Source organism: Candidatus Pelagibacter sp., assembly GCF_965262185.1.
Lineage (GTDB): Bacteria > Pseudomonadota > Alphaproteobacteria > Pelagibacterales > Pelagibacteraceae > Pelagibacter.
This window is the reverse complement of sequence record NZ_OZ253498.1, coordinates 461,447-485,515: the sequence shown is the minus strand read 5'-3', so window position 1 is coordinate 485,515 and position 24,069 is coordinate 461,447. Positions and strand designations below refer to the sequence as shown.

The 24,069-nt window shown below is 30.9% G+C and carries 32 protein-coding genes; 18 read left to right on the top strand and 14 right to left on the bottom strand.

Going from position 1 to position 24,069, the window contains the following annotated elements; all coding sequences use genetic code 11:
* Window position 1: 1 nt before the first annotated feature.
* From ACQY31_RS02795 to ACQY31_RS02780, 4 genes are read right to left on the bottom strand one after another with little or no spacing between them, the layout of a single operon-like run.
* Complete coding sequence (locus tag ACQY31_RS02795) at window positions 2–235, bottom strand: hypothetical protein (RefSeq protein WP_428080639.1); 234 nt, start codon at window positions 233–235, stop codon at window positions 2–4.
* Window positions 225–419, bottom strand: coding sequence for a hypothetical protein (locus ACQY31_RS02790; protein WP_428080637.1), 195 nt, complete (start codon window positions 417–419; stop codon window positions 225–227). Before ACQY31_RS02790 ends, ACQY31_RS02795 begins: the two co-directional genes overlap by 11 nt.
* A complete protein-coding gene (locus ACQY31_RS02785; RefSeq protein WP_428080635.1) occupies window positions 409–702 on the bottom strand; it encodes a hypothetical protein in 294 nt (97 codons plus the stop codon). The genes ACQY31_RS02790 and ACQY31_RS02785 overlap by 11 nt, the downstream gene beginning before the upstream one ends.
* Window positions 703–762: 60 nt before the next feature.
* Window positions 763–1,155 carry a hypothetical protein gene (locus ACQY31_RS02780; RefSeq protein WP_428080633.1) on the bottom strand — a complete coding sequence of 131 codons (393 nt, stop codon included), beginning with the start codon at window positions 1,153–1,155 and terminating at the stop codon, window positions 763–765.
* Between the two features lie 182 nt (window positions 1,156–1,337).
* Here ACQY31_RS02780 and ACQY31_RS02775 point away from each other — a divergent pair, with 182 nt between their 5' ends.
* From ACQY31_RS02775 to ACQY31_RS02760, 4 genes are all read left to right on the top strand, one after another.
* Window positions 1,338–1,943 carry a MarC family protein gene (locus ACQY31_RS02775; RefSeq protein ID WP_428080631.1) on the top strand — a complete coding sequence of 202 codons (606 nt, stop codon included), beginning with the start codon at window positions 1,338–1,340 and terminating at the stop codon, window positions 1,941–1,943.
* 189 nt (window positions 1,944–2,132) lie between these two features.
* Window positions 2,133–2,696: a GNAT family N-acetyltransferase gene (locus ACQY31_RS02770; protein WP_428080630.1), complete on the top strand. Its 564-nt coding sequence runs from the start codon at window positions 2,133–2,135 to the stop codon at window positions 2,694–2,696.
* A 34-nt stretch (window positions 2,697–2,730) separates the two neighbouring features.
* Window positions 2,731–2,925, top strand: a complete 195-nt coding sequence (locus tag ACQY31_RS02765) for a hypothetical protein (RefSeq protein WP_428080629.1) — start codon at window positions 2,731–2,733, stop codon at window positions 2,923–2,925.
* A 4-nt stretch (window positions 2,926–2,929) separates the two neighbouring features.
* Window positions 2,930–3,202, top strand: coding sequence for a hypothetical protein (locus tag ACQY31_RS02760; RefSeq protein ID WP_428080627.1), 273 nt, complete (start codon window positions 2,930–2,932; stop codon window positions 3,200–3,202).
* Between the two features lie 43 nt (window positions 3,203–3,245).
* On the opposite strand, the gene ACQY31_RS02755 is transcribed toward ACQY31_RS02760, so the two are convergent.
* The gene (locus ACQY31_RS02755) at window positions 3,246–4,703 is read right to left on the bottom strand and encodes an NAD-dependent succinate-semialdehyde dehydrogenase (RefSeq protein ID WP_428080625.1); all 1,458 of its coding nucleotides are present in this window, start codon (window positions 4,701–4,703) and stop codon (window positions 3,246–3,248) included.
* Between the two features lie 109 nt (window positions 4,704–4,812).
* On the opposite strand from ACQY31_RS02755, the gene ACQY31_RS02750 reads away from it, so the two are divergent.
* A complete protein-coding gene (locus ACQY31_RS02750; protein ID WP_428080623.1) occupies window positions 4,813–5,469 on the top strand; it encodes a GNAT family N-acetyltransferase in 657 nt (218 codons plus the stop codon).
* Here ACQY31_RS02750 and ACQY31_RS02745 read toward each other — a convergent pair.
* The 3 genes from ACQY31_RS02745 to ACQY31_RS02735 form a co-directional block, all read right to left on the bottom strand.
* Window positions 5,466–6,068, bottom strand: coding sequence for a LysE family translocator (locus ACQY31_RS02745; protein ID WP_428080621.1), 603 nt, complete (start codon window positions 6,066–6,068; stop codon window positions 5,466–5,468). The genes ACQY31_RS02750 and ACQY31_RS02745 overlap by 4 nt on opposite strands.
* Before the next feature lie 58 nt (window positions 6,069–6,126).
* Entirely contained in the window at window positions 6,127–6,978 is an 852-nt protein-coding gene (locus ACQY31_RS02740; protein ID WP_428080619.1) for an MBL fold metallo-hydrolase, read from the bottom strand.
* Window positions 6,979–7,079: 101 nt separating this feature from the next.
* The gene (locus ACQY31_RS02735) at window positions 7,080–7,796 is read right to left on the bottom strand and encodes a Crp/Fnr family transcriptional regulator (protein ID WP_428080617.1); all 717 of its coding nucleotides are present in this window, start codon (window positions 7,794–7,796) and stop codon (window positions 7,080–7,082) included.
* Between the two features lie 139 nt (window positions 7,797–7,935).
* On the opposite strand from ACQY31_RS02735, the gene ACQY31_RS02730 reads away from it, so the two are divergent.
* From ACQY31_RS02730 to ACQY31_RS02700, 7 genes are all read left to right on the top strand, one after another.
* Window positions 7,936–8,319 carry a hypothetical protein gene (locus ACQY31_RS02730; RefSeq protein ID WP_428080615.1) on the top strand — a complete coding sequence of 128 codons (384 nt, stop codon included), beginning with the start codon at window positions 7,936–7,938 and terminating at the stop codon, window positions 8,317–8,319.
* A 137-nt stretch (window positions 8,320–8,456) separates the two neighbouring features.
* Complete coding sequence (locus ACQY31_RS02725) at window positions 8,457–9,038, top strand: YeeE/YedE thiosulfate transporter family protein (protein ID WP_428080613.1); 582 nt, start codon at window positions 8,457–8,459, stop codon at window positions 9,036–9,038.
* A gap of 28 nt (window positions 9,039–9,066) precedes the next feature.
* Complete coding sequence (locus ACQY31_RS02720; protein ID WP_428080611.1) at window positions 9,067–9,633, top strand: DUF6691 family protein; 567 nt, start codon at window positions 9,067–9,069, stop codon at window positions 9,631–9,633.
* An 11-nt stretch (window positions 9,634–9,644) separates the two neighbouring features.
* Window positions 9,645–10,280 carry an aspartyl/asparaginyl beta-hydroxylase domain-containing protein gene (locus ACQY31_RS02715; protein ID WP_428080609.1) on the top strand — a complete coding sequence of 212 codons (636 nt, stop codon included), beginning with the start codon at window positions 9,645–9,647 and terminating at the stop codon, window positions 10,278–10,280.
* Entirely contained in the window at window positions 10,268–10,528 is a 261-nt protein-coding gene (locus tag ACQY31_RS02710; RefSeq protein ID WP_428080607.1) for a DUF6868 family protein, read from the top strand. Before ACQY31_RS02715 ends, ACQY31_RS02710 begins: the two co-directional genes overlap by 13 nt.
* Window positions 10,529–10,531: 3 nt before the next feature.
* On the top strand, window positions 10,532–11,914 hold the full coding sequence (locus ACQY31_RS02705; protein ID WP_428081238.1) for a cytochrome ubiquinol oxidase subunit I: 1,383 nt from the start codon (window positions 10,532–10,534) through the stop codon (window positions 11,912–11,914).
* Window positions 11,911–12,915: a cytochrome d ubiquinol oxidase subunit II gene (locus ACQY31_RS02700; protein ID WP_428080605.1), complete on the top strand. Its 1,005-nt coding sequence runs from the start codon at window positions 11,911–11,913 to the stop codon at window positions 12,913–12,915. The genes ACQY31_RS02705 and ACQY31_RS02700 overlap by 4 nt, the downstream gene beginning before the upstream one ends.
* A gap of 70 nt (window positions 12,916–12,985) precedes the next feature.
* On the opposite strand, the gene ACQY31_RS02695 is transcribed toward ACQY31_RS02700, so the two are convergent.
* The 3 genes from ACQY31_RS02695 to ACQY31_RS02685 form a co-directional block, all read right to left on the bottom strand.
* A complete protein-coding gene (locus ACQY31_RS02695; protein WP_428080603.1) occupies window positions 12,986–14,386 on the bottom strand; it encodes a Glu/Leu/Phe/Val family dehydrogenase in 1,401 nt (466 codons plus the stop codon).
* A 261-nt stretch (window positions 14,387–14,647) separates the two neighbouring features.
* Window positions 14,648–16,327: a hypothetical protein gene (locus ACQY31_RS02690; RefSeq protein ID WP_428080602.1), complete on the bottom strand. Its 1,680-nt coding sequence runs from the start codon at window positions 16,325–16,327 to the stop codon at window positions 14,648–14,650.
* Window positions 16,328–16,593: 266 nt separating this feature from the next.
* Window positions 16,594–17,157 carry a TetR/AcrR family transcriptional regulator gene (locus ACQY31_RS02685; RefSeq protein ID WP_428080600.1) on the bottom strand — a complete coding sequence of 188 codons (564 nt, stop codon included), beginning with the start codon at window positions 17,155–17,157 and terminating at the stop codon, window positions 16,594–16,596.
* Between the two features lie 83 nt (window positions 17,158–17,240).
* Here ACQY31_RS02685 and ACQY31_RS02680 point away from each other — a divergent pair, with 83 nt between their 5' ends.
* The 6 genes from ACQY31_RS02680 to ACQY31_RS02655 all read left to right on the top strand — a co-directional run bounded on the left by ACQY31_RS02680 (window position 17,241) and on the right by ACQY31_RS02655 (window position 21,139).
* Window positions 17,241–17,804, top strand: coding sequence for a hypothetical protein (locus ACQY31_RS02680; RefSeq protein WP_428080598.1), 564 nt, complete (start codon window positions 17,241–17,243; stop codon window positions 17,802–17,804).
* Window positions 17,801–18,349: an ABA4-like family protein gene (locus ACQY31_RS02675; RefSeq protein ID WP_428080596.1), complete on the top strand. Its 549-nt coding sequence runs from the start codon at window positions 17,801–17,803 to the stop codon at window positions 18,347–18,349. Before ACQY31_RS02680 ends, ACQY31_RS02675 begins: the two co-directional genes overlap by 4 nt.
* On the top strand, window positions 18,346–19,152 hold the full coding sequence (locus ACQY31_RS02670; RefSeq protein ID WP_428080594.1) for a hypothetical protein: 807 nt from the start codon (window positions 18,346–18,348) through the stop codon (window positions 19,150–19,152). Before ACQY31_RS02675 ends, ACQY31_RS02670 begins: the two co-directional genes overlap by 4 nt.
* Before the next feature lie 399 nt (window positions 19,153–19,551).
* Complete coding sequence (locus ACQY31_RS02665; protein ID WP_428080592.1) at window positions 19,552–20,103, top strand: hypothetical protein; 552 nt, start codon at window positions 19,552–19,554, stop codon at window positions 20,101–20,103.
* Complete coding sequence (locus ACQY31_RS02660; protein ID WP_428080590.1) at window positions 20,100–20,597, top strand: hypothetical protein; 498 nt, start codon at window positions 20,100–20,102, stop codon at window positions 20,595–20,597. The genes ACQY31_RS02665 and ACQY31_RS02660 overlap by 4 nt, the downstream gene beginning before the upstream one ends.
* 71 nt (window positions 20,598–20,668) lie before the next feature.
* Window positions 20,669–21,139, top strand: a complete 471-nt coding sequence (locus ACQY31_RS02655; RefSeq protein WP_428080588.1) for a GFA family protein — start codon at window positions 20,669–20,671, stop codon at window positions 21,137–21,139.
* Here ACQY31_RS02655 and ACQY31_RS02650 read toward each other — a convergent pair.
* Genes ACQY31_RS02650 through ACQY31_RS02640 form a run of 3 tightly spaced genes read right to left on the bottom strand, consistent with a single transcriptional unit; the run spans window position 21,132 to window position 24,042 of the window.
* Complete coding sequence (locus ACQY31_RS02650) at window positions 21,132–21,959, bottom strand: phytanoyl-CoA dioxygenase family protein (RefSeq protein ID WP_428080586.1); 828 nt, start codon at window positions 21,957–21,959, stop codon at window positions 21,132–21,134. The genes ACQY31_RS02655 and ACQY31_RS02650 overlap by 8 nt on opposite strands.
* Entirely contained in the window at window positions 21,956–23,035 is a 1,080-nt protein-coding gene (locus tag ACQY31_RS02645; RefSeq protein WP_428080584.1) for a Gfo/Idh/MocA family protein, read from the bottom strand. Before ACQY31_RS02645 ends, ACQY31_RS02650 begins: the two co-directional genes overlap by 4 nt.
* The gene (locus ACQY31_RS02640) at window positions 23,032–24,042 is read right to left on the bottom strand and encodes a Gfo/Idh/MocA family protein (RefSeq protein WP_428080582.1); all 1,011 of its coding nucleotides are present in this window, start codon (window positions 24,040–24,042) and stop codon (window positions 23,032–23,034) included. Before ACQY31_RS02640 ends, ACQY31_RS02645 begins: the two co-directional genes overlap by 4 nt.
* Between the last annotated feature and the right edge of the window lie 27 nt (window positions 24,043–24,069).

Below are 24,069 nucleotides of genomic sequence, written 5' to 3'. Positions count from 1 at the left end.
TTTATTTCTCCCATGCTTTTGGTAATACGATATTGTTTAAGTAATATTGGTTGGATAAAATTTCGATTGTCATAGGAATTGTCACTCTTTGTAATTTCATTTCTGGATGAAGTAGATCTCTTTGTTCCTGGATATGTTTTTTTATTTCTTCTAGTTCATCGTGAACATAAATATTCAATGAAACAGATTTCCATTTAATGTCTCTTGGTGGATTGTTATGTTTTCTAGTTATCAACGCTTTCTCCTTCTTTCTTTTGATCCTGGAATTTTTCATCAAGTAATCTGATTATTTCGTTTTCAACATCTGATTTTATTTTTTCTTTGTCTGCTAATTTTATAAATTGTTCCATGTTAAGTTTTGGTGTTTGTTCTCCACCTGCAGACATTCTTTTTTCAACATTGTCTAAGTTATTCGCCATATGAGACATTCTCCTTTACAAAAGTGATTAGAGCTTTTTGTTCCGTTTGCTCTGTATTGTTAGTTGGTTTATTTTTGCATTTATGTTCGTAAAGCCACTTTGTAAAAATGATTGGATCCCAGAAAGCTTTAGTTCCAATTAATCTTAAACCCATGTCCCAACAATCTTTTCCGTCTTGCCTCCACTTAGTTTTTTGCAGATCCAACCAGGACAAACTCAAACCTATTTCTTTGATAAGTTCTTTTGTCGAAACTAATTTTTTTTTAAATTTAAAATTTAACATTTGCGATTTTCTTACATTGAAAATCAGTTATTGTCGTAGGGGTACTTATTATGAAATTATTTAATGTTTCCGAGGTCTTTTAGGTGATTTTAAAAGGGAGCCTATTCCAGAGGTTCTTCTTCGCAGTTGTTCTTCTTTAAAATCTAAATATTCATCAATCCATTTTTTCAAATGGTTTTTATAAAATTGAATTTGACTACTTTTATTTTTTAATCTTCTTACCCAATAATCTTTGTTAGCTTTATTCTTATAGTGTTCGTTGATTAATTCTTCCATTCCAAGCTTTTTAAATTTTAAAGTTTTTGGATTGACCTCCGCAAGTTTTAACCATGCTTGTCTTACGGTAAATTTATGGTTTAACTTTATTGCTCGTCTTAGATATTGAACAACCTTAGAAGCGATTGATCGCTGAACGAAAAAACTTGTTTTTGGTTGTCCTCTTTTTGTGCCCATATTTAGGAGTCATATCACGAGCTATAAATAAAACCAGATTTACTATTCAGGGTACTAAATATTTTGATAGTTTTTTTCATAATTAAGCCTTTGATCATGACTCTAGATTTAGATAAAAAAACAAATAAAGATAAATGATTATTGTCTGACATATCACTAAATGATATTAACCAGGATATTTTATGATTGAAACATTCATTCAGTATTTAATTCTTTATTTTGTAGTTATAGATCCAATAGGAACTGTTCCATTGTTTATAGTGGTTACAAAAGGTTTGAAAAATAATGATAAAATAAGAGTAGCATTTGAAGGAGTAATTATAGCAACCTTAGTTTTATTATTCTTTGCAATATTTGGCAGTTATCTTTTAAAATACCTTGGAATATCTTTTAATGCTTTCACAATTGCTGGAGGAATAATTTTATTTATTATCTCTCTTCAAATGTTATTTGATATTCGAACAGAAAGAAGAAAAAAATCTATTAATGAAAAAAGGGAGAGCATAAGCATTTTTCCTATTGCCATGCCATTGTTAGCTGGACCTGCCGCAATTACATCTGTAATTTTAGCAGTAAGTAGTGCTGGAGAGAATTATTCTTCGTTTATAATCAACCTAATTTCTCTTACTGTTGTTATGATAATTTGCCTAATAGTATTTAGAATATTTATTAATTTTCAAAAGTATATAAATGAGAAAATTATTAATATATTTTCTAGAGTTATAGGGATAATTTTAGCTGCATTATCAATTCAGTATATCTTAGATGGTTTAAAGAGTTTTTTCTAATTTACTTAATTTCCTGCTCCATATACGCGTCAATGATATTGGTTCTTGACTAAGATTCTTTAATTTGAAGCAATTGTGATCTTTGAAAAGTGCATGAGAATGTAACTACGATTCCAGTCCAGAACACTCTAAGTACAAGAGTTAAACAAATTAGAAACCCTCAGAAAGAAATTTCTGGGGGGTTTTTTTATGATAAGTTTTTTGTTTAAGAAAAATATTAAATTTTCTTTAACTAAAACTCATAAAGCAAAATCAATTCAACATTTCTTTAAAAATGTATTTACAAAATCAGAAGGTAAAAAAGAAGGGAATGTTGTTGGTACTCTATCTTTCAAATTGGCAAAACTAATTGATGAAAGAAATATCATTGGAATTGAAGGAAAAATTAACAATAAAATTGTTGCTTATATCTTTTTAACAAAACTATCTTTTAAAGAGGATTGTTTAGTTTATTTGCTAGCACCCGTTGCTGTTGATAATAAAATGCAAAATAAAGGTATTGGTAAAAAAATAATCAAGTTTGGAATAAGATATCTTAAACAGCATAAAGTTGATATTTTAATGACCTACGGTGACCCGAGTTATTATTCAAAAATTGGATTTAAAAAAACTAAAGTTTCCATTATTCCTGCCCCTTATAAATTGTCACAACCAATTGGTTGGTTAATCAATAAACTCTCATCAAAAAAGATAAATAAATTTAAATCAAAACCGAATTGTGTAAGACCATTTAGAAATAAAAAACTCTGGTAATATTATTGCCACATTTATTTTGTGTAAAATAGATATGAAAAAATTATTCTTAACAATAATTTTTGCTTTATTTTCAACTATATCTTTTGCCGATGATAATCACGGTCATAAACATAAAATGATTGAGGCAAATGCTCCTTATCCAACTTTAGATGTTAAATTGATTAAAGATACTAAAGACGGATATAATTTAATCATTGAAACTGCTAATTTTAAAATTTGCTCCTGAAAATGTGAATTTAGCAAATAATGGCAATGAAGGACACGCTCATATTTATGTTAATGATGTAAAATACCGTCAGTATTCACCATACTTTCATCTTTCAAATAACTTATTAAAAAAAGGTGAAAATGAAATTAAAGTCACTTTAAATGCTAATGACCACGGCCATCTAATGGCAAATGGAATGCCACTAACTTATGAAATAGAATTGATGGCAGATGGCAAATATAAAATGAAAAAAGGTCATAAACATAAAAAAGACCACGAGGATAAAGAGCATTAAATTAATTAAGCTGAATTATTTAAATAAATACTATTAAAGTGACTTAAGACCAGTCGCGACAAATATATTTTATTTCAGAAAATGCTTCAAGACCTGCATAGGATCCTTCTCGCCCTATTCCAGATTGTTTTCTACCACCAAAGGGAATTGGTGCACCAGTAACTTTTGTTCTATTCACTCCTATCATTCCAAATTCTAAAGCTCTACTTAATCGATAAATTCTAGAAGGGTCTTGAGTATGTAAATACGCCATCAAACCGTATTCTGTAGAGTTTGCTTTGCTGACTACCTCATCTTCTGTTTTAAAACTTGCAAATGCAGCAACGGGGCCAAAAGTCTCTTCTTTCATAATTTTTGCATTATCAGGAACATTAATCAAAATAGTTGGGTTAAAGAATAAATCATTTAAATTCTCTTTCTTGCCCCCCAAAACTAGTTTGGATCCTTTATTAAGAGCATCTTCTATGTGTTCGTTTTGTTTAGCTATTGCTTTTTTATTAATCAAGGGGCCTATATCTAGATTGTCAATTCCTTTACCAACTCTAAGTTTACTTGTTTTATCTTTGAACTTTAAATAGAAATTTTCATATATATCTTCATGAATATAAAATCTATTAGCACCTAAACAATCTTGTCCAGATGTTGAGAATTTTGCTTTAATTGCTTCTTCAACTGCTTTATCTATAATCGCATCATTAAAGACAATAAATGGTGCGTGCCCACCCAATTCTAGACAGACTCTTTTTATAGTAGACGCGCTTTTTTGATATAAAAGTTTTCCAATTTCTGTTGAACCTGTAAAAGATAAGGCTCTTATTCTTACATCATCAAGCCATTGTGAAACTATTTTATCAGACTCTCCTACCAAAACATTGAAAACTCCATTTGGAAAACCAGCTTGTTTTGCAAGCTCTGCAAGTGCTAAAGCTGAAAAAGGAGTTTCAGGTGAAGGATGTATCAAAACTGTACAGCCAATTGCTAGGGCAGCTGAAGCTTTCCTCGTAATCATTGCGTGAGGAAAGTTCCATGGTGTCACAAGAGCCGCAACACCAATAGGTTCAAGCCATAATTCAACTTCAGCATCTTGAAGATGTGAAGTAATGTTTCTTATATCAGGTCTCTTAGCTTGTTCAGCATAAAATTCGACAAACGATGCACCATAATCAATTTCACTTCTACACTCTGATAAAGGTTTCCCTTGTTCGTGAGTCATAATTAATGCAAGGTCTTCTTTATTTTTAATTATCAAATCAAACCACTTTTTGAGAATTTTAGTTCTTTCTTGCGGAAGTAATTTTGACCAAGTTAAAAAAGCATTTGAAGCACTATTTATTGATAATTTAATATCAGGCTCTGTGACACAACTTATGTGCTCCAAATGAGAATTAGTTGAAGGATTAATAACACTAATTAATTTTTTTTTATCTGTATCAAATTTTAAAAAAATATTATCAATTAAAGAAGTTTTTTTAAGTAAGTTAGGATTTTTTAATTTAATCATTAATAAATAATAAAGATAGTATTAGATAATTTTTAATAACATTTATCTATTATCATCTCAAGATATGAAGTAAAGATTACATCAAATTTTTATTGAAAATTAATAATACATGTTAGGAAAAAAAATTAAATTTAAACTTCCTAAAGCTCCAGGTAAAAATTTTTTAAAAGGGAAATTTGTAATTCTAGAGCCAGCTAATCCTTCAAAGCACGGTAGAGATTTATTTGAAACGTTTAGTTTAGATAAACAAGGTTTGTTGTGGAAATATATGCCAGATGGACCTTTTAAAAATATCAATCAATTAAAGAACTATATTAAAAATACAGATTGTTTTTTTTACGCCATTTACTCAAAAAGACATAAAAAATATTGTGGGTTAGCATCTTATTTAAGAATACAACCAAAAGCAGGTTCAATAGAAGTTGGTTATATTACTTATTCTCCAATTTTAAGGAGAACAGTTGAGGCAACTGAAACTATGTATTTAATGATGAAGAATGTTTTTGAAACACTTAAGTATAGAAGGTATGAATGGAAATGTAATAATGGGAATGCAAAATCAAAAAATGCTGCTTTAAGATTAGGTTTTAAATTTGAAGGGGTGTTTAGACAAGCAGCAGTGATTAAAGGAAGAAATAGAGATACTGCTTGGTTCTCAGTTATTGATAAAGAATGGAAAAAATTAAAAAAAGGGTATTTAGAATATTTCTCAAGCAAAAATTTAGATAAAAATTTAAATCAAAAAAGAAGTTTAAAATTTACTTAAAATCTTAAACTTAATAACCACAAAGACCCTATCATTAAGCACATACCTGATAATCTACCAATTAATGATAAATCTTTTTTAAAGAAATTTTCTTTCATAAAATTTACAATCACTGCATAAAATCCATCAGAGATAAAACCTAAAATACAAAATATAATTCCAAATGTTATTATCTGATTAAAAGGGTCTTGGTTCATATCTAAAAACACTGGAATAAATGATCCAATGAACACAATCATCTTAGGGTTGGACCATAAAACTAAAAAACCTTGAATATAAAAGTTTTTTTTCTCAACATTAGGTAGTTTGATATTTAAATCTTTTGCATTTTTGAACATGCTAAAGCCAATATAAAATAGATAAAAAATACCAATCCACTGAAGAATAATTAAAAATAAATTTAACTGGTTATTTAAGAAATCAAAACCATAAGCATATAAAACAAACATTGATGCAGATCCTGTCACAGTACCCAAAGTGGTTTTTATACCTGAGATAAAATTATATCTTAAAGTATTAGCAATAATAATTGATACTGATGGACCTGGAACCACCAGTAATAAAAATGTTGCTAATAAAAAAGATATAAATGAATTCAATTTTTTAATTTACGTGTGTTTATATTAGAAAGATTTAAATTAATTATATTGATTAAATTTATATCTTATTGATTGGAATTTTTATATAATTGGTATTATTTTCTTTTTTTCCAAAATCCCCACAACGAATGTTTACTTGGATAGAAGGCAATAATAAATTAGGAACAGGTTTTCCTTTGTTTTTACTATTTCTCAACGACACGTATTCGCTTTCTGAAACTTCTTGATTAATCATGTTATTTTTTTGTTTTTGATCTAAAACTGTTGAGACAGCTTCAGGTTTTTGACCTTCTGGTGGATAATCATGTCCTACATATATTTTTGTTTCATCTGGAAGCTGATAAATTTTTTGAATAGATTGATACAAAGTTTTGGAACTTCCACCTGGAAAATCTGTTCTTGCAGTACCCATGTGAGGCATAAAGATGGTATCACCTACAAATATAGAATCTTGAATTAAATAACTAACACAAGCAGGGGTGTGACCCGGGGTATAAATTATTTTAACTTCAAGATTTCCAATATTAATTATTTCTTGATCTTTAAACAGATGATCAAATTGAGATCCATTTAATGGGGTGTCGCTTTCAGTGCTGAAAACAGGAACCCAAAATTTTATTACTTCTTTTATATTTTCACCAATACCAGTTTTTCCACCTATTTTATTTTTTAAATAATTAGCTGCCGTAATATGATCTGCATGAGCGTGAGTTTCTAGTAACCATTCAACTGTTAAATTATTGTCATTAATGTATTCAATAATTTTATCTGCAAAAATTGTTTTTGTTCTGCCAGAGTGAATATTGTAATCGAGTACGGGGTCTATAACTGCACATTTTTTCGTAGATGCATCACTTACAATGTAGGTGAATGTTGATGTGTCATCATGAAAAAAAAATTTTATATTCATTAGTAATTAGTTAACTGATTTATGTAATTATTGTCTTGATCCAAATCAAATTTCTCCACTTTTTACAGTTAAATTCATCTAAAATCTTAAGACTTATTCTACTAATTTAAATTATGTAGTTTTTCAAAATCATTTATATAAAATTGTTTTGTACTTAGAATTTTAATAATTTTTTCATCTTTTAATTTTTTCATTTCACGACTAATGGTCTCTATTGTAAGACCGAGGTAATCAGCAATATCTTGTCTAGTCATGGGTAAGCTAATAGGGTTATTAGGCCAGCCAATACGTTTTCGTTGATTAGAAATATTGTTTAGAAAACTAATTACTTTTTCTGTTGCATTCAGTTTTCCTAAAATCATCATTCGATCTTGTGCTAAAGTTAATTCATAAGAAGTTTGGTTGAATAGTTCTTTTGCTAGAATTGGATTTTCATCTATATAGCTTTCCAATGATTTCTGATTAAAAACACAAACTTTTAAATTTCCTATAGCTTCTGCTGAATAAGTATATTTATTTTGATTTGACGTACCAAAAAAATCCCCAGGATATAAAAAGCCAATTATTTGAATTCGGCCATCATCAAGTAATTGATAAATTTTTACATTACCTTCAGTGATATTATAAAAATTTAAAGCTTCCTCATGTTGAAGGAAAATATTTTCTTTATTGATAAAATGTTTTTCAGTAGATATTTTAGAAAAATACTCCAATTTATCTTCATTCAAGCATCTGCAAAATGAATAGGAACGAACTTTACATTTTTGACATCTAACTTCTATATTGTCTAATTTTTTTTGTATAAGTTTATTTTCCATAAATTAGAAAAAATTGATTTACATCAAATCTTAAATTTTAAATTTTTATATATTCTATCAAATGTTAGCACAAGAGCCCAAGACAAATCTATATAATTTACAAACAAAAATATTTAATCTTAAAAATTTACAAACCTTAATGCCACTACTACATAATGAATTTCCTCAATGGAATAATGATCAGATTACAAAATATATAAATATCATTTCACAAGACAATAATAACAGTGGAATTATTGTTGCTAAAAATAATAGTGATTACTATTTCGGCTTTCTTATTTTTAGCATCCAGACCTATGATAAGAAAAATTACTTTGTGATTGAAAATTTAAATATTTCACTACCTTTTTCAAACAAGCCCATCATTGAGCTGTTATTTAACGAATCGGTAAAAATTGCTAAGTTAAAAAAATGCAATCAAATTGAATTTTCAAAATTTCAAGATTTTACTGATTTCATTTTAAAAAAATTTAGAAAAAAAATTTCTAAGTTAAATGATTTTCAATACCTTTTAAAATTATAGGTATTCTAAATTTTTTTTTTCACCTCTTTAAAAACTAAAATTATTGCGTCAATTTAGACACATTAATGGTTAATAAAAAGTTGAATATTTGATCTAGATCAAAGCATTTAACAATAAGAATATTAAATACTTTAATCATGGAAAAATTAAATTGGTTAAAATCAGGAATTATTTTAGGAAGCGTTTTCTTTATTGCAGTTTTATTAGTTAAACCCATAGGCGTTTCAACTCAGTTTGTAATCTTAGATGCAATCATTGGTGATAAAATTAATTCTGAATTAATTACCGAAACAGATGATGGAAAAATTCAAAGTACAAATTCATATTTAAATAAATCAGGTGCTAAATATGCAAAATCAGCTAATCAACCTTTAAACTATAGCTTTATGTTTGTTATAGCACTTGCAATTGGAGCTTTTATTTCCTCTCAGTTAAGAAATGGAGTGGGGCAAAGTGAAAAACTCTCTCCTAAGGTCTGGAACGACAAATTTGGAAAATTTGCAAACAAAAGATTTTTAGTTACTTTTGTTTCTGGGTTTGTCGTTCTATTTGGTGCCCGTTTAGCAGGAGGATGTACATCTGGACATATGATGAGCGGATTAATGCAAACATCAATATCCGCATATTTATTTACGTTTGGAATATTTCTTGCAGCAATTCCTACTGCAATGATTGTTTATAATAAATCAACAAATCGAATAACAAAGAGGGTTAAATGATTAAATCAACAAATAGAAAGTAAGTTAAATGAATATTTTTTTAGCATTTTTAATCGGCGGACTTTTTGGTTTTGCCCTAGATAGAGTAAGAGCTTCTAATCCCAATTACATTATTTCAATGCTTAAATTAGAAAACCTTTATTTGATGAAAGCAATTTTATTTGCAATTGGATTTGCTAGTACACTGATGTTTGCGGGTCAAATGTTAGGGCTGGTTGAGGTTGGACATATGTCTGTCAAAGCATCTTATTTTGGTGTTGTCTTAGGTGGGATTATATTAGGTATTGGTTGGGCTATATCAGGTTATTGTCCAGGCACAGGAATAGCAGCTGCTGCCTCAGGTAGAGTAGATGCTATGATTTTTATTCTTGGTGGATTGTTAGGTGCATTTGTTTATATGTTAGTTTTTGACCAATTAATGGACTCAACTGTTATGAACTCCCTTTTTGGAGGAAAAGTTACTTTAGGAACTATTCCTGGTTCAAAGTTTGAGGGTATTTCTACGATTAGAGGAGATATTTTAGGAATTGTTTTGGGATGTATTTTTATGTTTGTCGCATATAAACTCCCTGAAAAAATATTAAAACGAAGATAAAGTATCTTCATATGGTTTTTCAAAATAATATCATCAAAATTCCTAATCTAAAATTTGATATTGAAAAACTTAAACAAGCTTTCAATCAAGTTTTAAAGATTAAAGAATTTGATAATGCAGGTGGGGTAGTTACTAATATCAGTAGTATCTCCTTAAATAGAATTAAAGGTGACAATCAAAGCACAGAGGGAAAATATTCTTGGGGAAGGTATTGGACGATACCTGATAACAATGGTCAAGAAGTTGAAAGAGCTGATGCAATTGATGAAGAACAATTTAATGAATTTGTTCCAGAGTATAATGATACATACTTTAAATATGTTTATGATAAATTATCTAAGATTTATAAACTTGGACGAACTAGAGTTTTAAAAAAAGAACCAAGGTCCACATTAAGTTGGCATAAAGATCCAGAACCAAGATTGCATATTCCAATAATTACAAATTATGGATGTAGAATGGTTATTGATGATAGAGCTTATCATATGCCAGCAGATGGTAGTGTTTATTTAACGAACACAACCAAATATCATAATTTTTTTAATGGTGGTGAAGAAGATCGAATTCATATTGTTGCAACTTTGCCGAATTTTAAATTATTTAATAATGTAAATTTAACAAAGGAAACTAATAGATGGGCGAGTTAAATTTAGAGTTAGAGGTATTAGCTAGTTTTTTAGGTTGGTTAATCATTGCTAATTTTGCTTTTATATTATTTAGGGTTTTCATCTTCGGTGGCGCTCCAAAAAGTTTGATTTATAAAATTCATCATACTTTTTTTAAAGTTACCCACAAAGATTTTGCAAAAGCGCATTACCAAGGAATCATATTGCATGTTACCTTGACAGTGTTTTTTGCCTTATTACCTTATTTAGTTATAAGATTTTTATTTTAAATTATTATGGATGTAGTTGATTTATCAAGAATACAGTTTGCAGCAAATGTAACCTTTCATATTCTATTTCCGTCAATCACCATTGCTTTAGCTTGGTTTCTTTTATTTTTTAAAGTCCGATATTCTCAAACAGGAAATTATAAATGGATGAATATTTATTTTTTCTGGACAAAAGTTTTTGCACTATGTTTTGCTCTTGGGGTGGTCTCAGGAATTACCATGTCCTTTCAATTTGGCACGAATTGGCCAGGATTTATGAATACAGTTGGAAATATTGCAGGGCCGTTATTAGGCTATGAAGTACTTACCGCTTTTTTCTTAGAAGCAAGTTTTTTAGGCATAATGTTATTTGGTTTTAGAAAAGTAAAACCTTGGCTACATACGTTCTCAACTTTTCTAGTTGCATTTGGAACCACTTTATCAGCGTTTTGGATTTTAGTTTTAAATAGTTGGATGCACACACCAGCAGGTTTTGAAATGATTGATGGACAAGCGTTTGTAACCAGCTGGATGGATGTAATATTTAATCCTTCAATGCCGTATCGATTAACACATAAACTATTAGCTTCTGGATTGACGGCTAGTTTTTTAATTGCTGGTATATCTGCGTACCGTTATTTAAAAGGCTATAAAACTGAAACGGTTAAAACCGCTATTAAAGTATCAACAATTGTTGCAGCTTTATTGATACCAGTTCAAATATTTATGGGTGATCTTCATGGATTGAATACCTACGAACACCAACCTCAAAAAGTTGCAGCCATGGAAGGTAATTGGCAAACTCAAAAAGGTATTCCTTTAATTTTATTTGCTCTACCTGATGAAGAGACCCGTTCGAATAAATTTGAAATTAGTATCCCAAAATTGAGTAGCTTGATCATTACTCATGATTTAAATGGAGAAGTTAAAGGTTTAAATGAATTTGAAGGTGAGCATCCACCGGTTGCACCAATTTTTTGGTCTTTTAGGATAATGATTGCAACAGGCGTGATGATGTTATTAGTGTCTTGGCTTGGTTGTTATTTTTTATTCAGAAATAAAAAAGTACCTAATCTATTTTATAAAGTTTTAGTTTTAATGTCTTTTTCAGGTTGGATAGCAACTATTGCAGGTTGGTATACAACTGAAATTGGTCGACAACCCTATTTAGTACAAGGAGTTTTAAAAACTGCTGATGCAGTTACAACAGTGCCAAGTGCTTATATTGCAATCTCATTAACCATTTATTTAGTTGTCTACACTTTACTAATAATTGCTTTTGCAACTACTTTATTTTACATGGCAAGAAAATCTAAAGATAAAGAATTTGATCCAAGTGAATTTGATCCAACAACAGGTCAAAGACGATCTATTTCTACTGTTGATATTCCATTAAAACAATTATGATCGAAAGTTCTACAGGCCTACCCATATTATTTGCATCTTTAATGGGATTAAGTATGCTAATTTATGGTTTACTTGATGGTTATGATTTAGGAGTGGGGATTTTATCTGGCTTTACTAAAACCCGTGAAGAGAAAAATAAGATGATTGCCTCCATTGGACCTTTTTGGGATGCAAATGAAACTTGGTTAGTTTTAGGGGTTGGAATTTTGTTAATTGCATTTCCAAAAGCACATGGTGTGATTTTATCAAGTTTGTATTTACCTGTTTTTGTAATGCTAATTGGGTTAATTTTTAGAGGAATTGCTTTTGACTTTAGAAGTAAAGCAAAAGAAAAATATCAAAAATTTTGGGATCAAGCTTTTTTTGGAGGTTCTTTATTAACCGCTCTTGCTCAAGGGTATATGCTGGGGTTTTATATTGTAGGATTTAATACTTCTTTAACGACTATTTTATTTTCTTTAATTGTTAGTATTGGGGTTGCTATTGGATATTGTTTAATTGGAGCAAATTGGCTGATCATGAAAACTGAGGATAATTTACAAATAAAATCTGTTCGTTGGGCAAAAATTTCACTTATTGGAGCAGTGCTTTGTATTGGACTGGTCTCACTTGCAACACCTATTGCAAGTTCTAGAATTTTTGAAAAATGGTTTGTATTCCCTAATTTATATTATCTATTGCCCATTCCATTATTAACACTTGGGTTAATAATAATTATGTACCAATACCTAAGAAAGCTACCAATGATCAATGATAAAAATTGCTGGGTACCTTTCTTTTTAACAATTTTATTATCTATTCTTTGTTTTTTAGGACTGTCTTATAGCTTTTTTCCTTACATTGTACCAAACCAAATGCTCATCACAGAAGCTGCTTCAGCCACTTCATCGTTGTGGATTATATTATTTGGAGTAGTGATCGTCTTTCCCATTTTAATTGGGTATACTTTTTTATCTTACAAAGTTTTTCATGGTAAAACTTCAAAATTGAGCTATGACTAGCGCAAAAATTAATATTTCATTTTTCCTATATTAGTTTTAATACCTCTACAGTTTTTGGGGTAGAATTTAATTATTTAACTAATGTATTTTTCTTATAGAATTTCATTAGTTTCATTAAAGATAAATAATAAGCTGCTTTTCTGAATGAAATATTTAATTTCATTTTAATCTCTAACATCTCATTAAAAGCAAGTCTTATAGCATCTTCCAAACCTGAATTACTTAAATCACGTTCATTTGCGCCTTGAACTATTCTTTTAATAGTTTGATCATCTGTCTTAGTATTTGTAATTTTTTCAATTAATCTAACTACTTCAAGTAATTTACTTTCTGTGTATCTTTTTTCTAGCCGACCCAGTCTTATATGAGATAAGTTTTTAATCCATTCAAAATAAGAAACAATCACACCTCCAGCATTTACAAATATATCGGGTAATATTATTTTACCCATTTTATTAAGTTTTTTATCTGCCTCATAAGTAATTGGGCTATTTGCAGCTTCAATAATTAGTGGCGCCTTAATATTATTCATATTTTTTTCATCAATAGTGTCAGCCATTGCTGCAGGAATTAATATATCGCAATCTAACTCTAAAACTTCAGATGGTTTATTGATAAATTTACCAAGTTTTGGGTTGTTGATGTGATTATTTTTTTTAAAAAATTTATATAATTTATTGATATCAATACCTTGTTTATTAAATAAATAACCATTGTATTCACCAACAGCAATTATTTTTGCATTATCTCTATTGTAAAGTTCAAGAGATAAATTATTTCCAACATTACCAAATCCCTGAACAACAATTCTATTATCTTTAATTTGTTTATTTAACTTTAATTGATTGATTAATTTTGGATTTCTAAAAAATTCTCTAACTACCTCTTCAATTCCTCGACCAGTTGCCTCTAATCTTCCCTCAATTCCACCTGCATGAATAGGTTTACCAGTAACACACCCTCTATAATTAATATCACTAGTTCTTAATGATTTATAAGTTTCTTTAATCCATTCCATGGTTTCTGCTGATGTACCAATATCAGGTGCAGGTACATTTAGGGCTGGTGATATAAAATCTTTATTAATTAACTTGGTCGCAAATGCTTTAGTAATAGATTTCAATTGTTTCTTTGAGTATTTTTTAGGATCAATTCTTAATGCTCCTTTGGATCCACCAAATGGCACATCTACTATAGCGCACTTGTAAGTCATTAACGCAGCAAGTGCTTCGGTTTCATTTTGATTTGATAAAGGTGAGTACTTTATTCCACCTTTACTTGGCAAAATATGTTCTGAGTGCACAGCACGCCAACCCGTAAAGTTTTTAATTTCATTTTCAATTACCACACTTACATTGACTTTAATTAGTGAATGTATTGTTTTTAAATGTTCTAACTGATCTTGTTTGATGTTTAGTAATTTTGCTGCTTCATCAACAAAAAGATTAACTTTTTCAATAAATGTGGTCACAATAAATTACGTATATAAAAAATTATCAATAATTATTAAAGTTTATATATACTCTATTTTTCTTAAGTTTTTATTAAATTGTTAAAATTAAATACAATTAATCTATCACTAAATTTTAAATTAAAATTTTGCTCCATATACGCGTCAATGACATTGGTTCTTGACTAAGATTCTTTAATTTGATTCAATATAGTTAGAAATGAAAGAGAGCATTTACAGGAGTAATTGTTCTAGAGTAGATGAGAAGGGTTCATGGATTATCTAAGCACTTCGCCTTTTAACAAAATTAAATACATTCCCAGACACTTTTTCTGCCCAACCTCTCTTAGTTTCAATGTTTGGTTTATTATAGTGTGAGTGCAATACATCTAAATTTTCATGTCTGGACATAGCAGAAGTAATATCTGATCTTCCTTCATGGATCTGTTGGGATAGGGTAATGTAAGTTTTTCTCAACATCTTCGGAGCATATAATAAATTCGGATCTCCAGATTTTTGTCTCATAAGTTCTCTTAATGAAGGTATAAAATTCTCATCTCCACCTAAGTGAGCTTTTGGAGATTGTTTAAATTCTTTGTTGAAATACTTATCACTATTCCATTTTCTTGTACCAAATAACCAAGGGTGATCTTTCATTTTATAAAACTCTAATCCAGGTCTATTGCCAATATCAAAAATGTTATGGATTAATATTTCCAATTCTGGAGTGATAGGAATTTCTTGATCTTTTCTTCTAGTTTTTGAAATACCTTTTGGAATTTTAAGCGTTCTTCTTTTCCAATCAATATATTCCTTTTTATATTTCAGTGCTTCTGGTTTTCTAAGTGAAGTTAAAAGCATAAACTGATGGAGCTCTGCTTTCCATGGAAATTGATTTGATAGTTCTTCGCAAGATTGCCAAAATATATCCAGAATTTTAGGATCTTCGATAGCAACATCCTTATATGGATCTTCCTGTCTTTTTTCTTTTTTGATGTATACCGTCTCACGGCTAAACGGACATTCTCCAGGATTAGTACCAAGCCAACCTTTTTTTCTAGCCCAGATCCACAAGGTAATAAATACTTTTAGATAATCCTCTTTAACACCTTCGGAAGAAAGGTCTCTTAGCCAATGTTCAATATCTCCTGTGGTTAATTCTTCAATTTTGCTTTTGCCTAAATCACTGTCATAAATAGATTTGTTTTTAGAAGCTTTTATTGTGTACCATCTTTTTTTTCTTCGATTGTAATATTCTCTGTCTTTTAAAATACCTTTACCACTAGGGTATTTTCTAAATAAATCTGTCCAATCTTTTGGAGCAATCACTCTTAAATGTTTGTTTGAAATAAATTTAACTTGAGCTGATCCGTTGTCGTCATCATACCATTCAACCAAAGTATTTCTGTGATTATATCCTGCCATACATCTAAACCAGGTTCGGCACGATTTAGAAGTTCTCGCACCTAATTTATAATCTTTTTCAAATCCACCTATACAATAATCCTCAATAACTTCGTTGATAGTTCTTCCTGCAGTTATTACAGTGTCTGGTTTCTCAACTAATCTTTTAGAGTCTGCTCTAGTTTTGTTAGGATCTTTGATCCAAATTCCTCTCTGATCTTGATGAGTTTCTGCAAGATCCAAGCACAGCTTCTCGACATCTTTGCAGCTAATATTAGGATAAGTTCCAACAGTGTAATATTGATTTCTCTTATTGAACCAATATCCAACAACAAAGGATTTAGTTTCTGTATTGAAAGAAAATCTCAACATTAATCCTTTAAGTGAAGATCCCTTTGGAACATCAAATTTGTATTCCTTAAATCTTTTAGAGTAGAATTCTGTATTACTTCGATTGATCTTAGAAATTGCACTATCTCTAAATGGAATTACTTCTCGCTTATTTCGAGTTTGTTTTATCTCTTTTGTTTCGAGTGTGTTATCGAGTTTTTTTGTCATCTTTCTCCCTTCAATATCAGTTAATTTTTTTTACTCTAACGAAAGATGATTTGTCTATTGTAGATTGTTGTGGGTTAATGTGGATTAGGTTATCCCTCTAATGCACCAAATAATCGCCAGCTTCCTGAATAATTTTCCAGAGTTTACTTGCGTTTTCTTTATTCAAACTAATTCAATCCTTGTTTTATCTCTTTTGTATGTAGTTTGTATCTAGTTATCCTATAAAATCCTATAAATTGTAACCAGTATCAATAGAGATTTTTTAATTATTTAAATGTAGTCATCTTCAAATATTCTTCTAAGTTATTCTTAATCCATTTTAGGCGTTTATCTTTATTTGCCTGCAAATCAGAACGCCTCAATATTCCAACTAATCCATGAACAGATGCCCAAATATTGACTGCTTTTATCATAACATCTTTATCAGATGCATTGGGCATAAAATTTTTAACTCCTTGAATTACTCCATCAAAAGCTTCATCAAATAGAGCTTCTATATCGGGATAAAGAGATATATCTAAATCCGTATTCCCAAACATTAAATCGTAAATATATGGATACTTTAATCCAAATCTTATGTAATGAGCTCCGTAACCAGAAAAATTATTGGTTAAATTTTTCTTGCCATTATTTATTATTTCAAAACCTCTTCGAACCAACTCTGCTTTAAGATCATTTTTGTTTTTTAAATGTCTATAAAAAGCAGTATTTGAAACTCTAGCTTTCTTAGCCACTTCTCGCATATTAACTTTTTCCCAAGACTCAGCGACACAAATATTCCATGCAACCTCAACGAGTTTTTCTTTCAGATTTTTTTTGTGATAGCTCATATAAAATTAATGTTTACAAAGTAAACATTTTCCTATAGTAATCATGTTATCTTAGTAAACATAATAACAGGATTTTAAATATAATGAAAGATAAAGGATTTTCTCAAATATCAATGATTAAAAATCAAAAGTACAAAAAATTATTTCAAACTGTATGTGAAGCAACAATTAAAGCACCCAAGGAAGCATTTAATCTGCATGATTGGGTTTTTACTTTATCAGATAAGGATTATCAGACTACTGCCAAAGGGCATATTGGTGCTGGATCAAGTATTCATACTGACGGAACACAAACATCTGTCAATGTAGAAAGTGTAGGGGGAAACTTATTAGTTCAACACTATGTAGCAGAAGTTAAAGAACCTGATTATATCAAGATGGTATCATTTTCTGATCTTTGGTTAATGAAATTAATACATGTTATTGTAAAAGTTACATGGGAAATGCGTCTAATTTCAGTTTCTGAGAATGAATGTAAATTCCAAAATACAGTATTGGTAGAACATCCTAATCTTATTATGAAAATAATTTCAACTTTAGGATTAGGAGGTTTTTTTGTGCGAAGACACAATGAAGAAGAAACACCTTTGTTTGCTCAAAACTTATATAACAGGACATTCAACCAAGAAAAGAAGGTTGGGTCATGAAGAAAAATTGGTATCTTAGCGCCGTTTGGCTAATCATAACACTTTTGGCAATTGGCTTAGTCCTGTATTTCTTGCTAAATTTCCTACCCAATGATCTTGAATCTTGGTTCTCCTATAGTGGACTGATTGCGATGATTGGCTGGGTGATCTTGATTTTTGGGCCACGACGTTGGCCGTTATTATCGATCTTGCCGGCGTATGTTTTCCCAGCAGTTCTATCGTTGGGTTACGTGATTTTGATACTGCGCCACTTCGGTCCCGCTGAAGGTGGTTACAATACCCTAGCGGATGTAGCAAAATTATTATCTAACGATCATATTTTGCTAGCAGGTTGGGTGCACTATTTGGCGTTCGACCTTTTCATTGGTGCATGGATTTCACGGCAATCAGATGATGCTGGTATTTCACGAGTAGTTCAGGCTCCGATCCTAGCCTCAACTTTCATGTTTGGCCCACTTGGGTTGCTCCTGTTCCTGATGTTATGGAAGGCCCGTAAACTGATACTAGATATCCCTCAATCGATAACAAAAGGTGCTGGACAATGACGACACTGACATTATCACCAAAGGTTTCTGTGACTTCCCGAGTGGAGGATTTGCTCTGGCAGGGTGGTTTAATTATCATCGCGTTCTTGCCAGTCACGTTCCTGGTTTCGCTTTATGATCCACGTCAGCTGAACGACATAAATATTTGGTTGAAACCAATGAAGTTCTATGCGTCGGTTGGACTGCATATGATAACCATCGCCTTCATTGCACGTTTTATTGATTACGATGTTCGGAGAAAATTTTGGGTTTATGTCCTGGGCTGGGTCCTGACATTCACTGTGATTTTTGAGTTGGCCTACGTTACTATGCAGGCTGCACGTGGACGTCACTCGCACTGGAACTTCGAGACTACGTTCGAATCCTTGATGTACGCTGCAATGGGCATTGGAGCTGTTATAATGATTCTGATTCCTGTAGTAATTGGTCTGCTGGTTTACCGCTACCCAGTTCGTGAGATGCGTCAGGGTCTACGACTAGGTATTTTGTTAGGCATGATCCTCGGATTTTTCACAACTTTAATTGTCGCCGGTTATATGTCGCAAACATACGGCCACTGGGTCGGTGGAGTCCAAAGTGATGCCGATGGCCTACCAATCGTCGGTTGGGTGCGTAGTGGTGGTGATCTACGTGTGCCTCACTTCTTCGCGACGCACTTGATGCAGATCATCCCTGTAATTGGATTTATCGCAGATCGTTTCTCCCAAAGACCAAGACTTATTGTTGTCATCGCATCTACTATAGGCGTAGGTATGGTCGCTTTCACATTCTTGCAGGCTTTAAGAGGTCAACCATTCATCTGATCAGCAATTTGCTTTAAAAATAGTTATTTGATTTATCTTTTTTGTATCTAGTTTGTAATGTAGTTTTTTTATTAAATAGATGAGTCTTTAAGCGATTTACTTAATGTAAATTTTTGATTATCCGCATAAGTACTGTAGTTTGATGTAGCTTAATGTGGAATATGTTGTCCCTCTATTCCCCCAAATAATGGTCAACTACCAAAACTAAATTATTAAATTAGTGAGTATTTAGAGTCTTTTTGAGGGTATTGATCCTATATAATTAATTGTGATATAATAGGTTGTCTTTATAAAAAAGATCGTCTTGGGCGTTTCCCATGCACTCTTAATTAAAGCCATATTCTGGTGAGTTAGCGAAAGCAGGATCGCATCTGCAATTTGCCTTACTAGGAGAAAACTATGGCTAAAAAAATCAGTAAAAAACAACTATTAGCAAACAGAAGAAACGCTAAGAAATCTACTGGACCAAAAACTAAACTTGGAAAGTTGATGGTCAGTAAAAATGCAATCCAACACGGACTTGATGCAGAAAAGCACATAGTCATTGGAGAAAAACTTGAAGATCTTCAAAACTTTATCAATCGGTTAATTGATTATTTAAAACCTATTGATGTTCAAGAAGAGCTTATTGTTACAAAAATGATTGATGTATCAATTCGTCTTAAACGAATTCCTATTATTGAAGCGGGTATTTTCAATCACGAGATGCTGGAATACGAAGGTCAAGAATACAAAGATAAAGTGGCTGATTTTATTGAAGATGCTAGAGAAAAAGGAGTTGTTGTATCTGCTAACTCTATCATTCGTAAAACAGGTCTAGCATTTGCAAGAGATTGTGATCAAGGAAGCGCTATTTTAAAATTAAACACCATAGAGGACCGTCTGCTCTCTAAGTATTTCAAACTTCTAGAAATACTGAAGAAAATGCAAAAAAAGAGAGGTTCAAAATGAGAAAATATAAAGGTGCAAGATCAATTAAATCTTCCTCAAGAAAAAGGAGCTTGGGGAAGGTTAAGGTAAATTACAACTTTTTAGTTAAAAAAGAAATTAAGGATTATTTGAATGTATATGGTGCAAAGATTAAAGATGAAGATCCTGCAAAATATTATTCAATGATTGGAAGAAAACTTCCTAAGAAATATTTAAAGGAGAAAAAAGTAATTACTCCTGTAAATGCATATGTGCCTCCCCAATCTAAATTAAGTCCTGAAGAGTTGGATAAACAATTAGAGGAAGAGGCAATTACTAGGAAACAAAAAGAGCAAGCACTTAGAGAAAAACAGCAAGCAGAGATGAAAGAAAAGGAGAGAGTGGAGCGTAATCGTGCTGCACTTGCTAGAGAACAAAGACGTATTTTTTGGTGTAATGCTTATGAACAAGGTAATTATGTTAGCATTCACTCTGACAGATATAAAAAGAAGGAAAAAAAATATGAATACTACTAATCAAATTGATTTTAGTAATTGCAATTAAGATCCTATTTGAATTAAGTTATCAAAACACTATAGTCTCTATTATGTCAGATAAAGAAATTCATCAAGGTGGCTGTGCTTGTGGAGAAAATAGATATGAAACATCTGGTAATCCAGAACGAGCTAGAGTTTGTCACTGTAGATATTGCCAACTGAGATCAGGAAGTCCTTTTGGTGTTGGTGCTTGGTTTAAAGAAGAAAATGTAAAACATCATACACAAAATTATAATCAATATAAATTTGTAACTGAGAGCGGAAATACTTTTGAAACAAATTTTTGTAAAAAATGTGGAACCAGTGTTTATTGGACCATATCTGCACCTGCTTTAAAAGGTTTAACAGCAATTGCTGCAGCAACATTTGATCCACCAAGCTTTTGGTTTGGGGTATCAGGTGAAATTTTTACAAGATCTAAAGCACCTTATATTGATATTAAATGTGAAGAACAATTTGAGACATCACCTACTTACAATCCAACTAAACAGGATGAAGATAGGTTTGATGGATCTAAATAAAATTATTTTCCCACAATAAAGGAAAATATTCTTCATCTAATAAATCACTATTTTCCTTTTTATATTTTTTATAAGTTTTAGCTGTTCCACCTTCGTTTGTTGGATGAAACTTTGCATTACTTGGAACACAATGAGAAACAATTGCTCTTCGGTTATTGCTTGAAGTATTTATTCCTGATCCATGCCAGGTAAAGCCATGGTGAAATGAAACACCACCAGCGGGTACTTCTACATAAGCAACCTCTATTTGTTTGTTATTTTTTTCAGCAAAAATGTTTAATTCTTTTTTATAATCTTCAGGGGAGTGAAATTCTCCTTTAGGAGGTTGAAGTCCCCATTTATGAGAGCCTTTAATATACTCTAAAGTTCCAGTTTCTTTTGAGGTATCATCTAATGACATCCAGCAAGTCATCATTGTTTGTGGAATAAGCCAATCATCATAAGCAGCGTCTTGATGAAAGCCTAATGTTTTTCCTCCTGGTGGTTTCCATAAAACATTATCCTGAACTAATCTTGCACCTTGCCAGTTCATTAAACGAGAACAAACTTCACCAATTATTTTATGACAAACTACTTTTTTTATTAAATGATCTGCCTTCCAGGCATTACAGATTTGACGAGTAACATCTTCAGGATCTTTACCAAATTTCCAGTTCCACTCATCTGGCTCAATTCCTGTTTCAAAATTACCTTTAAATAAAGGCTCAAATTTATTTCTAAGATCTTCAATATAATTTAAATCTAAAAAGTTATCTAAAATCAGAAAACCATTATTATTAAACTCTTCAATTAAATTCTCGGAGAGTTCAAAGTTTATCATGATTTATTTGGTAACCATGAATGATAAAGTGGGTTATCTTTATCTATTGGAAGTTTGATATTCTTATTTTCTCTGGAAGAATCGTAGACAGCGGTTACAAATTCTAAAGATTTTCTAGCATCTGATAAGGTTACTTCATCACTAGCAGATCCATCTAATTTATTTGCAATTTCATCAAACATACCAGCATACCAAGATTGTGGCTCATTTACTTTTGATAACACTTCCTCTATTTGAGCTTGAGTAACAGGGGATCTTGGTAAGAAGTGCCACTCATCATCTGCTGGACTGTATGGTTTATCTGGTGATGCGCCAGATTCTGCTGTTAATCCTTCAAAACAAAATCGAAGTCTGCTGGTATCGTTTGCAGCTCCAAGTGTAATTGAGCTTGTAACTAAAGTTCCATTTTCCATTTCAATCGATAAAGCTGCACAATCTTCAACTTCAATATCATTTACTCTAGTTGATAATTTAGCAAATACATTTGAAACAGGACCTAAGATCATACTAACTAAATCATGAATATGTATTGAATGACTTAATATAGCTCCACCTTGTTCACCTTCCCAAGTTCCTCTCCAAGGTTTTGAATAATAATCTTTTCCTCTATTCCAATGAGTTTCTAAAGAAGCAACCAAAGATTTCCCTGCTAAACCAGATTTAATTAATGCTTTTAATTTTGAAAATCCTAGACCATATCGATATTGGAAAACTGGAAAAATAATTTTACCTGTTTCTTTACTGATTTTTTCTAATTCATCGATTTCTTTAAGACTTGACACTAATGGTTTTTCACAAATTACATGTTTTCCAGCTTCCATAGCTTTTTTACATGCAGAAAAATGTAAGTGGGGCGGAAGACATATATCGATGATATCGATTTCTTTTACTTTTAATACTTCATCAAAGTTGAGTGATACTTTTGTTTCAGTGTCATTTGATAAAATATTGTCAATTGCCTCTCTTGTAAGTCCACATAAAGTATGAACATTAAATCTCTCTTTAACTTTTTGAAAATCTTCATAGTGTTTAGCACCTATGTTAGTTCCTATAATTGCTACTTGATATTTGTTCATTTTTTTTCAGCTTTTAATTGTGCTTTTATTGCAAGTTCCATTGAAAGATAGGTTAGTTCCTGAGAACAAGCAGTTTCAGTTCTATTGATTACATCATTAATTAAATTTCTAAAGTAGGGAAGCTTAACATCGGAGCAATCGATGTATTTAACTTCTTTATTATTAGCTAAATATAAATGATTTCCTTTTTTTGATTTTGCTAAATCTGTATATTTTCTTATTTCAATATAGCCTTTATCTCCAAGGATTAATAATCGTCCATCCCCCCATGTTGGAAGTGCATCTGGAGTAAACCAATCTAATCTAACGTAACAGTGTCCACCATTACCAGTTAGATTAACCTCTCCAAAATCTTGAAAACCTGGCTTTTCCTTCTTGGTAGTGTTTTCTATAAGAGCATGATTAATTTTTGCTTCATTTGAACTTGTAAATACTAAAAATTGATGAATTTGATGTGAACCTATATCAGTAATTATACCACCATAACTTTCTCTATCATAAAACCAATCAGGTCTTTCATAATTTCCTTGTCTATGAGGGCCTGTTCCAATTGTTTGCTTTACTTTACCAATTTTTCCCTCATCAACTAATTCTTCAGCTTTAGCAACAGCTGCAACATGAAATCTTTCTGAAAAATTAACAGACCAAATTTTTCCAGTTTCTTTTACTGTTTGTTTAATTTCATTTAATTGATCTAGAGTGGTGCAACCAGGTTTATCGACCATCACATCTTTTCCAGCTTTTAAAGCTTCTATTGAGTTATGAGCTCTATCTTTTGGAACTGAAGATATTAAAATCATATCAATAGATGGATCATTTAATATTTCTTCCTTATTTTCTTTTCTTTTAATGTTTGGGTATTTTGAATTGAATTCTTTTAATGTTAATGGATTACCTTCTGTCCAAAAGAATTCACAATTACATCCTTCTTTTAACATTTCATCCAACATGTCAAAGATATGACCATGATCGATACCTATAACTCCTAATTTTAAATTATTTTTCATTTGAAGATTTAATTTTAAAGTAAAATT

Excerpts from the sequence above, each read along its gene's own strand:
- ACQY31_RS02790 (WP_428080637.1), bottom strand. The coding sequence starts at position 419 with ATGGCGAATAACTTAGACAATGTTGAAAAAAGAATGTCTGCAGGTGGA.
- ACQY31_RS02785 (WP_428080635.1), bottom strand. The coding sequence starts at position 702 with ATGTTAAATTTTAAATTTAAAAAAAAATTAGTTTCGACAAAAGAACTT.
- ACQY31_RS02780 (WP_428080633.1), bottom strand. The coding sequence starts at position 1,155 with ATGGGCACAAAAAGAGGACAACCAAAAACAAGTTTTTTCGTTCAGCGA.
- ACQY31_RS02775 (WP_428080631.1), top strand. The coding sequence starts at position 1,338 with ATGATTGAAACATTCATTCAGTATTTAATTCTTTATTTTGTAGTTATA.
- ACQY31_RS02770 (WP_428080630.1), top strand. The coding sequence starts at position 2,133 with ATGATAAGTTTTTTGTTTAAGAAAAATATTAAATTTTCTTTAACTAAA.
- ACQY31_RS02765 (WP_428080629.1), top strand. The coding sequence starts at position 2,731 with ATGAAAAAATTATTCTTAACAATAATTTTTGCTTTATTTTCAACTATA.
- ACQY31_RS02755 (WP_428080625.1), bottom strand. The coding sequence starts at position 4,703 with ATGATTAAATTAAAAAATCCTAACTTACTTAAAAAAACTTCTTTAATT.
- ACQY31_RS02750 (WP_428080623.1), top strand. The coding sequence starts at position 4,813 with ATGTTAGGAAAAAAAATTAAATTTAAACTTCCTAAAGCTCCAGGTAAA.
- ACQY31_RS02740 (WP_428080619.1), bottom strand. The coding sequence starts at position 6,978 with ATGAATATAAAATTTTTTTTTCATGATGACACATCAACATTCACCTAC.
- ACQY31_RS02735 (WP_428080617.1), bottom strand. The coding sequence starts at position 7,796 with ATGGAAAATAAACTTATACAAAAAAAATTAGACAATATAGAAGTTAGA.
- ACQY31_RS02730 (WP_428080615.1), top strand. The coding sequence starts at position 7,936 with ATGCCACTACTACATAATGAATTTCCTCAATGGAATAATGATCAGATT.
- ACQY31_RS02725 (WP_428080613.1), top strand. The coding sequence starts at position 8,457 with ATGGAAAAATTAAATTGGTTAAAATCAGGAATTATTTTAGGAAGCGTT.
- ACQY31_RS02720 (WP_428080611.1), top strand. The coding sequence starts at position 9,067 with ATGAATATTTTTTTAGCATTTTTAATCGGCGGACTTTTTGGTTTTGCC.
- ACQY31_RS02715 (WP_428080609.1), top strand. The coding sequence starts at position 9,645 with ATGGTTTTTCAAAATAATATCATCAAAATTCCTAATCTAAAATTTGAT.
- ACQY31_RS02710 (WP_428080607.1), top strand. The coding sequence starts at position 10,268 with ATGGGCGAGTTAAATTTAGAGTTAGAGGTATTAGCTAGTTTTTTAGGT.
- ACQY31_RS02700 (WP_428080605.1), top strand. The coding sequence starts at position 11,911 with ATGATCGAAAGTTCTACAGGCCTACCCATATTATTTGCATCTTTAATG.
- ACQY31_RS02690 (WP_428080602.1), bottom strand. The coding sequence starts at position 16,327 with ATGACAAAAAAACTCGATAACACACTCGAAACAAAAGAGATAAAACAA.
- ACQY31_RS02685 (WP_428080600.1), bottom strand. The coding sequence starts at position 17,157 with ATGAGCTATCACAAAAAAAATCTGAAAGAAAAACTCGTTGAGGTTGCA.
- ACQY31_RS02680 (WP_428080598.1), top strand. The coding sequence starts at position 17,241 with ATGAAAGATAAAGGATTTTCTCAAATATCAATGATTAAAAATCAAAAG.
- ACQY31_RS02675 (WP_428080596.1), top strand. The coding sequence starts at position 17,801 with ATGAAGAAAAATTGGTATCTTAGCGCCGTTTGGCTAATCATAACACTT.
- ACQY31_RS02670 (WP_428080594.1), top strand. The coding sequence starts at position 18,346 with ATGACGACACTGACATTATCACCAAAGGTTTCTGTGACTTCCCGAGTG.
- ACQY31_RS02665 (WP_428080592.1), top strand. The coding sequence starts at position 19,552 with ATGGCTAAAAAAATCAGTAAAAAACAACTATTAGCAAACAGAAGAAAC.
- ACQY31_RS02660 (WP_428080590.1), top strand. The coding sequence starts at position 20,100 with ATGAGAAAATATAAAGGTGCAAGATCAATTAAATCTTCCTCAAGAAAA.
- ACQY31_RS02655 (WP_428080588.1), top strand. The coding sequence starts at position 20,669 with ATGTCAGATAAAGAAATTCATCAAGGTGGCTGTGCTTGTGGAGAAAAT.
- ACQY31_RS02650 (WP_428080586.1), bottom strand. The coding sequence starts at position 21,959 with ATGATAAACTTTGAACTCTCCGAGAATTTAATTGAAGAGTTTAATAAT.
- ACQY31_RS02645 (WP_428080584.1), bottom strand. The coding sequence starts at position 23,035 with ATGAACAAATATCAAGTAGCAATTATAGGAACTAACATAGGTGCTAAA.
- ACQY31_RS02640 (WP_428080582.1), bottom strand. The coding sequence starts at position 24,042 with ATGAAAAATAATTTAAAATTAGGAGTTATAGGTATCGATCATGGTCAT.